At 72.8% G+C, this 12,557-nt stretch carries 8 protein-coding genes; 1 reads left to right on the top strand and 7 read right to left on the bottom strand.

The window, feature by feature from the left end; genetic code table 11:
• Positions 1-2 precede the first annotated feature (2 nt).
• The 3 genes from galE to ACWCPI_RS16430 form a co-directional block, all read right to left on the bottom strand.
• Positions 3-983 carry a UDP-glucose 4-epimerase GalE gene (gene galE / locus ACWCPI_RS16440; RefSeq protein ID WP_451038751.1) on the bottom strand — a complete coding sequence of 327 codons (981 nt, stop codon included), beginning with the start codon at positions 981-983 and terminating at the stop codon, positions 3-5.
• A gap of 63 nt (positions 984-1,046) precedes the next feature.
• Positions 1,047-2,708 carry a glycosyltransferase family 2 protein gene (locus tag ACWCPI_RS16435; protein WP_451038750.1) on the bottom strand — a complete coding sequence of 554 codons (1,662 nt, stop codon included), beginning with the start codon at positions 2,706-2,708 and terminating at the stop codon, positions 1,047-1,049.
• An 88-nt stretch (positions 2,709-2,796) separates the two neighbouring features.
• The gene (locus ACWCPI_RS16430) at positions 2,797-3,318 is read right to left on the bottom strand and encodes a MarR family winged helix-turn-helix transcriptional regulator (protein ID WP_451038749.1); all 522 of its coding nucleotides are present in this window, start codon (positions 3,316-3,318) and stop codon (positions 2,797-2,799) included.
• A gap of 154 nt (positions 3,319-3,472) precedes the next feature.
• Here ACWCPI_RS16430 and ACWCPI_RS16425 point away from each other — a divergent pair, with 154 nt between their 5' ends.
• The gene (locus ACWCPI_RS16425; RefSeq protein ID WP_451038748.1) at positions 3,473-3,886 is read left to right on the top strand and encodes an organic hydroperoxide resistance protein; all 414 of its coding nucleotides are present in this window, start codon (positions 3,473-3,475) and stop codon (positions 3,884-3,886) included.
• Between the two features lie 58 nt (positions 3,887-3,944).
• Here ACWCPI_RS16425 and ACWCPI_RS16420 read toward each other — a convergent pair whose 3' ends face one another.
• From ACWCPI_RS16420 to ACWCPI_RS16405, 4 genes are all read right to left on the bottom strand, one after another.
• Complete coding sequence (locus ACWCPI_RS16420; RefSeq protein ID WP_451038747.1) at positions 3,945-5,543, bottom strand: hypothetical protein; 1,599 nt, start codon at positions 5,541-5,543, stop codon at positions 3,945-3,947.
• 50 nt (positions 5,544-5,593) lie between these two features.
• The gene (locus ACWCPI_RS16415; protein WP_451038746.1) at positions 5,594-7,828 is read right to left on the bottom strand and encodes a bifunctional glycosyltransferase/CDP-glycerol:glycerophosphate glycerophosphotransferase; all 2,235 of its coding nucleotides are present in this window, start codon (positions 7,826-7,828) and stop codon (positions 5,594-5,596) included.
• Between the two features lies 1 nt (position 7,829).
• On the bottom strand, positions 7,830-10,031 hold the full coding sequence (locus ACWCPI_RS16410) for a CDP-glycerol glycerophosphotransferase family protein (RefSeq protein ID WP_451038745.1): 2,202 nt from the start codon (positions 10,029-10,031) through the stop codon (positions 7,830-7,832).
• A 156-nt stretch (positions 10,032-10,187) separates the two neighbouring features.
• Entirely contained in the window at positions 10,188-12,467 is a 2,280-nt protein-coding gene (locus ACWCPI_RS16405) for a bifunctional glycosyltransferase/CDP-glycerol:glycerophosphate glycerophosphotransferase (RefSeq protein WP_451038744.1), read from the bottom strand.
• Between the last annotated feature and the right edge of the window lie 90 nt (positions 12,468-12,557).

Genomic DNA, 12,557 nt, shown 5'->3' with positions numbered 1-12,557 from the left:
GCCTACGTCCGCGCCGCCCCCGGATGCAACCGCACCCACCCCTCCCACGCCGACGTGATCATGTCCTGCATGTCGTGCTTGGCCTTCCAGCCCAGTTCCGTGGCGATGCGGTCGGCGGAGGCCACGACGCGGGCCGGGTCGCCGGGGCGGCGCGGGGTGATGGTCGGGGGGCGGTCGTAGCCGGTGACGGCGTTGATGAGGTCGATCATCTCGCGGACCGAAACGCCCTCGCCGCGGCCGATGTTGAGGGTGAGAGCGTGGCCGGGGGAGGTCTGCAGTGCGCGAGCCGCGGCCACATGGGCCTCGGCCAGGTCGACCACGTGGATGTAGTCGCGGATGCACGTGCCGTCGGGGGTCGGGTAGTCGTCGCCGAAGATGCGCGGGGGCGCGTTCTCCGTCAGCCTCTCGAAGACCATCGGGATGAGGTTGAAGACGCCGACGTCCGCGAGCTCCGCAGTGGCCGCGCCCGCCACGTTGAAGTAGCGCAGCGACGCCGTGGACATGCCGGTGGCGCGCCCCGTCGCGCGGACCAGCCACTCGCCGGCCAGCTTCGTCTCGCCGTACGGCGACATCGGTGCGCACGGCGTCTCCTCCGTCACCAGGTCCACGTCCGGCATGCCGTAGACCGCCGCCGAGGAGGAGAAGACGAAGGACAGGACGTCCGCCGACGTCACGGCCTCCAGCAGGACGCGCAGACCCTCGACGTTCTCCCGGTAGTAGTGCAGCGGGAGGCCGACCGACTCGCCGACCTGTTTCTTCGCCGCGAGGTGCACGACACCGGTGACGCGGTGCTCGGCGAGGGCGCGGGCGACGCGGTCGCCGTCCAGGGTCGAGCCGACGACCAGCGGCACACCGTCGGGCACGCGCTCGGCGATGCCGGTGGACAGGTCATCGTACACCACGGCTTGCTCGCCGGCCTCGGTCATCGCCCGGACGACGTGCGCTCCGATGTAACCGGCGCCGCCGGTGATCAGCCAGGTCATGTGCGGCGGTCCCCTCGTCAGTGGCCTGTGTCCTGCGTGGTCGGGTCGGTTTCGCGGTCGGTCTCAGGGACAGTGAAGCAGCCGGCGGAGCCGGACGCCGAGCACGGACGCGACTCCCCGTAGACCCGGCGCCGATCGCAGCGCCAGAGCTCCGGAGTGCGTGGCGTACGGCTGCACGAGCAACAGGGTGTGGCGGGTGCCGAGCACGGCGCGGCGGCGCAGCAGACCCGCGCCGGTGAGGGCGTGCGCCGTCACCTCACGGGACGCGCCGTCCCGGAAGAGCACCCGCAGTCGCAGGTCCCAGGTGCGCGCCGCGGTCCCGGACGGCATGGAGGGCCCCGGCTCCCCGGCGCCCTCGAACAGGCTCCAGTCGACGGTCACCTCCGCCGCCCACACCCCCTCTGCCGAGCACGTCAGCCCCACCGTCGTACGCGGACCCGCCGGCCGCCCCGTCTCCCGGCACCGCCACTCCACCTCCAGTGCCTCCGGGCCGGCCTGGGCCACCCGCCCGTACAGCTCGTGCAGGCGCAGCCGGAGGCGGGCGGCACGCGCGCGTGGACGCAGTTCGGCGTGCACGGCCAGGGGGAGGAGGTGGACGGGGCGGGTCAGCAGGGGCTCCAGGGTGACCTGGGGCAGGGTGGGCGACCAGACGGGCGTGCCGTCGGCGGTCCGGGCGTAGGGCGGCAGGAGGCGGGCGGGGCGGGCGGCGAGGTCCCTGAGGCGGGGCAGGTCGCGGGGCTCGGGGGAGGCCAGGACGACGCGGCCGATGAGGCGGCCGGGCGCGGTGGGGTTGTGCGCCCAGTCGGACGCGTCGTACTCGGCGAGGTACGCCCGCGTGTGTGCCCACCACGCTTGCTGGTACCGCGGGTCGTGCAGGCCGAGTTCGCGCGCGTACATGCGCAGTTCGTGGTCCAGGAACTTGGCGCGCGCCGCCCGTGCCAGCTCCTTGCGCCCGGCGCCCAGCAGGATCTCGTACGCCTGCCGGTTCGCCTCGGTGCGCGCCCGCCAGTTGGAGACGTCGGCGCGGTCCAGGGAGATCGAGAGCCGGTTCGCCGAGCGGCGCACGTGCCAGACGTACACCCGGTCCGGGACGAGGGCGACGCGTGGACCGGCGGCGAGCACGCGCGCGGTGAAGACGAAGTCCTCGTAGGGGAAGCGGCCTTCGGGGAAGCGGATGCCGTGGGCGCGAAGGAAGTCCGTGCGGTAGAGCTTGTTGACGCAGAGCGTGTCGTGCACCAGGCGTGGGCGGTGTGCGGGGTGCTCGATCACGGCGTGCGCGGAATAGAGGGGCCCCTGCCATGGCACTTCGCGCCCGCCGGGCAGCTCCCGCCGCACGCACAGCCCGCCGGCCACCGCGGCGTCCGCCCGGGTCGCCGCCGTGAGCAGTGCGTCCACCGCGCCCGGCGGGAGGACGTCGTCGCTGTCCAGGAACATCACGTACGGCGATGTCACCCGGTCGAGCCCGGTGTTGCGCGGGCTGCCGCAGCCACCGCTGTTCGCCCGGCGCCCGACCACCATCAGGCGTGGTTCGGTCGTCGCGAGTCGGGTGAGCAGTTCCGCGCTGCCGTCCGTCGAGCAGTCGTCGACGGCGATGACCTCCCGGACTGCGGCGCCCTGGGCCAGCGCCGAGCGGACGGCGGTCGTCACATGGGCGGCGTCGTTGTAGCCGATGACGACGACGGCGACGACGGCCTGCGGGGCGGACGCGGCGCGGGGGTGGTTCATCTCAGCGATCGTAAGCCGGATCAATGCCTCATCAAGGGAAGCAAGCCGGTATTACGGGATGAATATCCCCTGATGCGATCAAAATGGGCTAGGTGCCCCGCCGCCGCCCGTCCACCTGTCCGGCCTCCTCCAGCGCCGCCTCCTCCAGCGCCGCCTCCTCGACCGCCGCCGTGTCCAGCGCCTCCGTGAGCTGGTCCAGCCGTGCCCGCAGTGCGCGGATCTCGTCCACGTCGAAGCCCGTCGCGGCGGCGATCCGGCGCGGCACCTGCAGAGCACGCTCGCGCAACGCGACGCCCTCCTCCGTCAGCCGCACCTCCACGGAGCGCTCGTCGCGGGCGCTGCGCTCCCGGCGCACCAGCCCTGCCGCCTCCAGCCGCTTGAGCAGCGGTGACAGCGTGCCGGAGTCGAGGCGGAGGTGTTCGCCGAGCTTCTTGACGGGCAGGTCGCCGTGCTCCCACAGCACCAGCATCGCCAGGTACTGCGGGTAGGTGAGCCCGAGGTCCTTCAGCACCACGCGGTAGACGCCGCCGAAGGCGCGCGACGCGGCGTTCAGGGAGAAGCAGATCTGCTGGTCGAGGCGGAGCCAGTCGGCCGCGGGCGTGGTCGTCATGTCTCCAGGGTAGCTCTCGCCCCGCGATTTAGTTGTGCGCAATTGAATTGTGTGCTCTACTTGTCGTCGTGCGGCGGTCCCGGTCAGGCGGGGACCGGCCGCACCGTCACGACATCGAGTCGCCTCGTCACGACTTCCGAGAGGAATGGTTTCCATGGACGCGCTCTACACCGCTGTCGCCACCGCCACCCACGGCCGCGAGGGCCGTGCCGTCTCCAACGACGGCCAGATCGACCTCGCGCTGGGCATGCCGGTGGAGCTGGGCGGCAACGGGCAGGGCACCAACCCGGAGCAGCTGTTCGCCGCCGGGTACGCCGCCTGCTTCGGCAGCGCCCTCGGTCTCGTCGGCCGCCAGGCCAAGGTCGACGTCTCCGACGCCGCCGTGACCGCCGAGGTCGGCATAGGCAAGCAGGGCGAGGGCTTCGGACTCGCGGTCACCCTCCGCGTCGAGCTCCCCGACGCCCTGGACGAGGCGACCGGCCGCAAGCTGGTCGAGCAGGCCCACCAGGTCTGCCCCTACTCCAACGCCACCCGCGGCAACATCCCGGTCGACCTCGTCATCGAGTAGGACCGTCCCGAGCCGCCGGGCGACCGCCCCGCAAGGAGGTCGCCCGACGCCCGGCCCGTCACCCGATCCGCGCCAGCACCTCCCCCGTCTCCCCGCTCCACGCCACCACCACCGCCTCCTCCGGCACCCGCTTCCACCGCGTCAGCAGCAGCCAGCGCGCGTGGTGGCGCCGGGCGATGGCGGTGCGCTCGGCACGGCTGGACGTCGGGGCCAGGTAGGCGCGGACGTCGGCGAGCCGCCGCTGCCGTTCCCGGTCGTCGAGAGCGGGGTCGGGCCAGATCGGCGCCGCGAGGTTCGGACCGTACCCGGGCAGGGAGCGGGGCGCGAAGTGCCCGTCGGAGATGACCACCTCGCCCCTGCCGACATGCCTGGCCACCCACGAGTACGACGGCCACCGCGACGGCTGTTCTAGCCCCACCGGATCCAGCGCGCGCGGCACCACCGCCCCGCCCTGCACGGTGAGGAACCCGACGCACGCCCCGACGGCAGCCGCCCCGCCCAGCGACCTGCGCACCCCGCCCCACGGCCGGGGCGCCGCCAGCTCCACCGCGAGCGCGAACTGCAGCGGCACCAGGGTGAGCCCCAGGATCCTGCCGTAGGTGTAGTGCCCGCTGATCCAGCCGTACGCCACGACCAGGCAGTCCAGGGCGAACAGCAGCACCAGCGGATCCCGCCGGGAGTCCCGCCGCCACCGGGCCCACAGCGCCGGCAGCCCCAGCAGCGCCAGCCAGAACTGCCCGAGCAGCCGCTCGTACAGCTGCCGGTGAATCCCGTCCACGCTGTCGTCCCCGGCCAGCGCGAACACGTCGAAGTACGGCCAGGACCAGGCGAGCAGCACCGCCGCACCCGCCGCCACGCCCCACCGCGCGACCACGGCGCCCCGCCATCCGCGCTGCCACCCGGCGACGAACGCCACCGCCCCCAGCGCCGCCGCCACCGCGGTGATCGGGTGGATCAGCAGGATCAGCCCGTACAGCGCGCCGAGCCCCGCGTACCCGGCGAGACCAGGCAGTCCGCTCGGTCCGACGAACCGGACCTGCCCCTGCCCCCGGGCCCGCGCCCCCGTCAGCGCCCAGGCCCAGAAGGTGAGCCCGATGGCGAACGCCGAGGGATAGCCCAGGTTGCCGGTCATCGACATCAGGTTCAGGTATCCGCTCCACCAGGCCCGCTCGGTCCCCCACAGCAGCGTCATCGCCCCCACGGCCAGCACCGGCGCCCACGGTCTCGGCGTCAGCACCCGCACGAGACGGCCGATGCCGGTCAGCAGCACGAGCAGGTTCAGCGGGCCGGCCAGCCGCACCACCTCCCAGCCGCCCAGCCCCGTCAGCCGGGCGAGCACGCCCTGCGTCACCGAGTACGGCGAGTAGTAGGGGCTGCCCGCGCCCGGCAGGTCCGCCATCGGGTGACGTGGATGGAGAAGGGAGTCCTTGAGGCGTTCGACCACCGCCGCGTGCTGACCGGCGTCGCAGCACAGCGGAACGGCCCAGTACGCCAGCACTGTCACCAGGAAGAACAGCAGCCCGAAGGCCTGGTACGGCGTCGGACGCCAACTGCCGCCGCCGCGCAGCGCACTCGCTCCGCGCACGGTCCTCCGGACGAGGACACCGACAGCGGCACCCGCGGCTCTGGTCGTGGAGGTTGTGTGGGTTTGAGGCATTTGCCGTATGTTCCCGGCCTGGTCGGTCGGGTCAACGGCTTCGCCTCACGTCACCTCATCGAGTGAGCCCGCACGGTGGCCGGAGCCGGCACCCGCCGCTCCCCGACCGGATGCTCCGGCATCCGCTCACCCAGCAGCAGCGTCCGTACGACCCGTTCCGCGGCCAACCCGTCGTCGAACTCGCAGAACCGCTCCCGGAACCCGGCCCGCAGCCGCTCCGACTCCCCGTCCCGCCATGTCCCGGACGCGAACAGCCACGCCAACTCCCGGTAGGAACGCGACACATGACCCGGCGCGTCGGCCGTGATGTCGAAGTAGGCGCCCCGACTCGCCGCGTACGCCCCCCAGTCGTCGGCATGGATCACGATCGGCCGGTCCAGGTTGGCGTAGTCGAACATCAGGGCCGAGTAGTCGGTGACCAGGACGTCGGCGGCGAGCATCACGTCCTCGACGTGCGGCTCGTCGGTCGCGTCGATCAGCACGCCCCGCCGGTGCAGATCGGCCAGGCCCGTCCCGCGTGCCGTGCCCTTCGCCAGCGACGGATGCAGCCGCACCACGAGGGTGTACCCCTCGCCCAGGTCAGCGGCGAACCGGGCCAGATCGATCCGGTCGACATGGCCGCCGCGGCGGTAGTCACGGCGGGTCGGCGCGTACAGGACCGCGGTCCGCCCGGCGGGGACACCGAGCCGCGCACGGGCCGCCTCACCGGCCTCGGGGCCCGCGGTGACCAGAACGTCGTTGCGCGGGCTGCCCGTCCTCAGGGACGTGAAGTGGCACGGGTACGCCCGCTCCCACACCAGCTCCGAGTGCCGGTTGGCCACCAGGCTGTAGTCCCAGCGGTCCGCCCGCCACAGCATCTTCGGCACGTCGAAGCCGTGCCGGGCGCCGGGCTTGGTCAGAAGGTCGGCCGCCATGTACTTCAGCGGGGTGCCCTGGTGGGTCTGGACATGGACGGTGCCGGGGCGCTTGGCCAGCGTGCCCGGCCAGTTCACGTTGTTCACCCAGTACGTGGCCCGCGCCATCACCTCGTGGTAGCGCCGCGAGCCCGGCGTCACGAAGTCGGTGCCGGGCGGCAAGCCGTCCACCGCGTCCTCCCTGACCACCCACACGCCCCTGATGTGCGGGGCGATCTCCCGGGCCTTGGCGTGCACGGCCGCCGGATCACCCAGGACGCCCCGGTGCGAGAACGCCGAGTAGACGGCGAGCCGCGGATCGAGCGGAAGCCTCGACCGGGCCGCGTACCAGGCCCGTTGGGCCCGCTGCGACACGGCCCCCGCCACCCGCCGCCGCCCCTTCCCGGCCACCTCGCGCAGCTCACGCAGACCGCGCGCCGCGGCGTACGACGCGTAGGGAGCCGTCGCCAGCAGCCGCATCTCCCTGCCGCGCCGGCCCTCCGGCTCCGTGAAGCCCTCGGGGAGGTGACGGGCGTGGAAGGAACGGATCTCGCGGTAGAAGTCCGGGCGGTCAGCCGGCCGCACCCGGTCCTCACGGGCGAGCACGAACAGCATGTGGTCCAGGGCCCGTTCGAACAGCAGCGGACGTGCCCAGTCCAGGTCCGGACGCGCTTCGAGGAACGCGAACAGGCCCTCGTACTGGGGGAAGATGTCGAAGTGCCGCCGGCCGGGTGTCTTGGTGATCGCGCCCCGCCGGCGCTGCCGGTACTCGACACCGATCCGCTCCAGGCAGGCGATGCGGTCGGCGAGGACCATCGAGCGGTACGTGACGGGCGCGTCCTCGTACAGACCGGGGGCGTAGCGCAGCTCGTGCTGGAGGAAGAACGCGCGCCGGTACGCCTTGTTCCAGGCGACCAGGAACAGATGCAGGTACTCGGGGTTGGAGCGCACGTCGAAGGTGTCCGTACCGGCCGCGGCCAGCAGGTCCGCCGCCGAACTGCGGCCACCGCGGCCCCACCAGTGCGTGCGGACGTGGTCGAAGACCAGGATGTCCGGGTCGCCGTTGCCCTCCAGACGGGCCGCCACCGCGGCCAGCAGGCCCGGCGTGTAGGAGTCGTCGCTGTCGAGGAAGAGCACGTAGTCGCCGCTCGCCTGCTCCAGACCCGCGTTGCGGGCCCGGCCGAGGCCGACGTTCTGCGGCAGGTGCAGCACCCGCACCCGCGCGTCGCGGGCGGCGTAGTCGTCCAGGATGGCGGGACAGCCGTCCGGGGAGCGGTCGTCGACGGCGATCACCTCGAAGTCGCCGTAGGACTGCCCGAGCACCGAGTCCAGGCACTCCCGCAGGAAGCCCTGCACCTTGAAGACGGGGACGATGATGCTGAAGCGGGGCACGTCAGTTCCTCACGAGGGTCGTCGCGGCGGGGGCGGGGATGCGCTCGGCGAGCGGGATCACCGGCGGGATCGCCTCCGGTGGCTCGCCCAGCAGCACCCGGCGTACGACACGCTCCGCGGCGCGCCCGTCGTCGAACTGGCAGAACCGCTCCCGGAACGCGGCGCGCAGGGCCCTGGCCTCCTCGTCTGCCCACGAGCCGTCGCGGAAGACGGCCGCCAGCTCCCCGGGCGTACGCGCCACCCGGCCCGGCGGGGCCTCCATCAGGTCGAAGTAGACGCCCCGCAGCTCCCGGTAGACGTCCCAGTCGTCCGCGTACACGACGATCGGCCGGTCCAGGTTGGCGTAGTCGAACATGATGGACGAGTAGTCGGTGATCAGCGCGTCGGCGGCCAGGCACACGTCCTCGGAGGAGAGATGGCCGGTGACGTCGATGATGCGTCCGGTGCCGCGCGCGGCGCCCTGGTCGTAGAAGTAGTGGGCGCGCAGCAGCACGACGTACTCGTCGCCGAGTTCCTCGCACAGCGTCCCAAGGTCGAGACCGGTCTCGAAGCCGGTGGCGTAGTCGCGGTGCGTGGGCGCGTACAGCAGGGCCTTCTTGCCCTCGGGGACGCCGAGTTCGCGTCGGATGCGGGCGACGTCGGCGGCGGACGCCGTGTAGTAGACGTCGTTGCGCGGATAGCCGTACTCCAGGGGCTCGTGCGCCGAGGGGAACGCGCTCTCCCACATCTCGGTGGAGTGCCGGTTGGAGGTGAGGTTGTAGTCCCAGCGGTCGACGCGGGCCAGCAGTCTGGCGAAGCTGCCGGTAGCCGCCGCCACCACCGGGTACGTCGCCTGGTCGGCGCCCATCTTCTTCAGTGGGGTGCCGTGCTGGGTCGACAGGTGCACGCTGCCCCTGCGTTTGACGACGGCGTCCGCGAAGTTGGCGTTGTTGATCAGGTACTTCGCGCGGGCCAGCACGTCCCAGTACGCGCGGCTCCCGATCACCGCGTACTCCACATCCTTCGGCACGCGGTCCACCGCGTCCGGCTCGACCAGGAACACCGAGCGCAGGTGCGGGGCCAGCTCCCGCGTCTTGGCGTGGACGGCCGCCGGGTTGCAGAGGTAGCCGCGGCCCCAGTACGCGCAGTACACGGCGAGGTTCTGGTCCAGGGGGAGCCGCAGCTGCCACCGGTACCGCAGCCGCTTGCGCAGTCCCCGTGGGCGCGGCACACCCGAAGCGGCCCGCGCCGCGATCCGGTTGGCCCCGCGCAGCGCCCGGAACGCCGTGTACGCGCCCCGCGCGAGCAGCCGGTGCTGCACCCCGAGACTGCCGCCCGGCGCCCTGAAACCGGCCGGGCGGTGCCGCCGGTACAGTCTGCTCGCCCGGCGGAAGAAGGCACGCCGCCCGCGCCGCAGCCGCCGCGGATGGGCCGCGGTCTTCAGCACGGCGGCGAAGAGCTGCTCGAACAACGGCCCGAGCCGGTCCTCGGCCAGCCCCTGTTCGGCGGCGTGCGTCAGGACCGCCTCGACCTGGTCGAGCAGTTCGACGTGGTGCTCCCCGGGGAGGTTGAGCCGGTTCCCCTGCCGCCGCAGCAGATGCCGTACGACGACCTGCCGCAGCACCGCCATGCGCTCGGCACGCAGCGCGACCAGGCCACCGAAACCGATGTCCGTGAAGTGCCCGCCGGGGAAGGCGAGTTGCCGTTCGATGAGGAAGTCCCGCCGGTAGGCCGCGCTCCACGCGGGGAACTCGACGCCCGTCAGCGCGGGAGCCTTCGCGGGCGGGAAGACCCCCTGCGGCGCCCGTGCCAGCGCCGGGGCCGCCGGATTGGCCGGCTCGCCCGCCCACCACGGCGTCCGCTCGTGCTCGAAGTACAGGACGTCCACGTCACCGGTCTCGCCCAGCCGGGCGTCCAGCGCCGCCAGCGCGCCCGGCACCAGCTCGTCGTCGCCGTCCAGGAACAGCAGCCAGTCGCCGAGCGCCGCCTCCAGCCCGGCGTTGCGCGCCCCGGCCAGCCCGTCCGACGGCGGCGAGTGCACCGGCGCCACCCGGCAGTCCCGCTCGGCGTAACCCGCGGCGACGGCCGCCGCGGGGGACTCGGCGGCGTCGCAGACCGGGATCAGCTCGAAGTCGCCGAAGGACTGGGCGAGGACCGAGTCCAGCGCCTGGGACAGCCGGCCCGCGACCCCATGGGACGGAACGATGATGCTGAAGCGGGGCATACTGCTCTTTCTGTCGTGGTCGTTCAGGAGGCCGGGGCCGGCCTCAGCCGGTGCCGGCGACCGGGCCGCCCGGCAGGACGGCAGGTGGGCGGCCGGCTCGGCGTGGGCCGTGACGGGCTGGAGGGCATACGAACTCCTCTTCCGTGTGAACGGCGCTCAGAGGCTCTCGGTGACGGTCAGGGAACCCGCCGGTGGGGGCACGGCCGCGGACGGGGACACGGTCGCGCGCGGGGACTGCGCGAGCGACGCGGCCGGCGACGGCACCGGATGCCGCATGTCCTGCGGCACGACGGGCGGCACACCCCTCTCGCCCAGCACCACATGGCGTACGACCCGCTCGGCGGCGCGTCCGTCGTCGTACGGGCAGAAGCGCTCGCGGAACGCCGAGCGCAACTGGGCGGAGCGCGAGCCGCGCCAGTGGCCGGTGGCGAAGATGTCGATCAGCTCGTCCTCGCTGCGCGCCACCGCACCCGGCGGGAAGGAGCGCAGGTCGAAGTAGGTGCCGCGGGCCGCCTCGTACGCCTCCCGGTCGTCGGCGTGCAGCACGATCGGCCGGTCCAGGTTGGCGTAGTCGAACATGAGGGACGAGTAGTCGGTGACCAGGGCGTCCGAGGCCAGGCACAGCGACTCCACGCTCGGATGGCCGGTGACGTCGATCACCTGGCCGGCGGTGGGCGCGAGAGGGCCGCCGTGGCGGTGGTGGGCGCGGGCGAGGACGACGTAGCCGGGCCCCAGGCGGCGCAGGACGCGGTGCAGGTCGAGGGCGGTGCGCTGGGTGCGGCGGTAGTCGCGGTGGGTGGGGGCGTAGAGGATCACGACCACCCCTTCGGGGACCCCGAGCGCCTCGCGGATGCGGGTCACGTCCGCCGAAGTGGCCTGCTGGAAGACGTCGTTGCGCGGCGAGCCGTACTCCAGCGTCGTGTAGTCCCCGGGGTACACGCGCTCCCAGACCAGCGTGGAGTGGCGGTTGCCGGACAGGACGTAGTCCCACTTGTCGACGTCGTCGAGGAGGCGGTCGAAGTCCGTGTCCGCCCCCGCTGCCGGGCGTTCGCGCAGGTCGAGGCCCATGTGCTTGAGCGGGGTGCCCTGCTGGGTCTGCACCAGCACCTGGCCGCGGCGCTTGACCAGACGGCGGTCGAACTCGGCGTTGTGGACCAGGTACTTGGAGCGGGCGAGGGCCGTCCAGTACGCGGCCGTCTCCGGGCGCAGCCTGGCGGTGCCGGCCGGGACCGGACCGTCCTGGCCGGCGTCGGCGACCCAGGCCGTGCGGATGCGCGGGGCGTGCGCGCGGAACGCCTGCTCCAGGGCGCCCGGGTGGCAGCCGTGGCCGCGGACGCCGTGGGCGCCGAAGACGGCGCGGTCGGCGCGTACCGGCAGGCAGCGCTGGACGCGGTAGTGCAGGCGCAGGAGGAGGGAACGCAGACCCTTCAGCAGGCGGTTGGCGACCTTGGCGGTGCGGCGGATCAGGGCCGCCGTGAGCCGCAGGGCGCGGTACGTGCGGTGCAGGCCCAGACGGACCAGGGTGTGGTGGAGGCGGCTGCGCAGCGCGACGGGGACTCCGGGGGCGCGGTGCCGGCGGTAACGGGTGCGGGCCATGCGCAGGAACTCGGCGCGGCTGCGGCGCGGGAGGCGGTCGGGCCGGGCGAACACCACGACGAAGTGGTCGACCATCCGCCGGAACAGCAGCGGACGCCACCGGTCGAGTTCGGGGTTCCTGTCGACGTACGCGAAGACCCGGTCGTACTGCTCGAAGATGTCGAAGTGCCGCGGGCTGACCGTGCCGAGGATGCCGCCCCTGCGGCGCTGGCGGTAGTGCACGCACACCCGGTCGAGCGTCGCGATGGACTGCGCCGTCATCAGCACCGGATACGTCCAGGGCGTGTCCTCGTAGTAGCCGGAGGGGAAGGTGAAGCCCTCCTTCTCGACGAAGTCCCGCCGGTACGCCTTGTTCCAGGCGACCATCAGCAGGCGCAGCAGACCGGGGCGGTCCGCCAGCCGGAAGGGCGCCGGGCCCTGCTCGCAGAGCTGGGGGGACGCCTGGTTGCGGATCGTCTCACCGGTGAAGAAGGTGCGCGCGTAGTCGTAGACCAGGACCTCCGGATCGCCGGTCTCCTTCAGCCGGCCGGCGATGGCCCGCAGGGCGTCGGGGGTGAGCGTGTCGTCGCTGTCGAGGAAGATCAGGTAGTCGCCGGTGGCCTCGGCCATCCCCGCGTTGCGGGCGGGCCCCAGGCCCTGGTTCTCCGTGAGGTGCACGGGGCGTACCCGTGTGTCACGGGCCGCGAACTCGTCGATGATCGCCCCGCACGCGTCCGGCGAGCAGTCGTCGACGGCGATCAGCTCCAGATCGGAGTACGACTGCGAGAGCACCGATTCCAGGCACTCCTGCAGGTACGCCTGAACCTTGTACGCGGGGACGATGACACTGAACCTGGGCACGGGACATCCACTGGGTCGACCTGGGCGGTGGGGGTTGTCGCCCTGCCGGGAACGGCCGATGGAGTGACTTGGTTACGGCGCGTACGGCAT

Source organism: Streptomyces sp. NPDC001920 (assembly GCF_053594495.1).
Note: the sequence above shows the minus strand (reverse complement) of the source record. Positions and strands in the feature narration are given on the sequence as shown.

Coding starts and splice junctions, on each gene's coding strand:
- ACWCPI_RS16425 (WP_451038748.1), top strand. CDS start 3,473: ATGGACGCGCTCTACACCGCTGTCGCCACCGCCACCCACGGCCGCGAG.
- galE (WP_451038751.1), bottom strand. CDS start 983: ATGACCTGGCTGATCACCGGCGGCGCCGGTTACATCGGAGCGCACGTC.
- ACWCPI_RS16420 (WP_451038747.1), bottom strand. CDS start 5,543: ATGCCTCAAACCCACACAACCTCCACGACCAGAGCCGCGGGTGCCGCT.
- ACWCPI_RS16430 (WP_451038749.1), bottom strand. CDS start 3,318: ATGACGACCACGCCCGCGGCCGACTGGCTCCGCCTCGACCAGCAGATC.
- ACWCPI_RS16435 (WP_451038750.1), bottom strand. CDS start 2,708: ATGAACCACCCCCGCGCCGCGTCCGCCCCGCAGGCCGTCGTCGCCGTC.
- ACWCPI_RS16410 (WP_451038745.1), bottom strand. CDS start 10,031: ATGCCCCGCTTCAGCATCATCGTTCCGTCCCATGGGGTCGCGGGCCGG.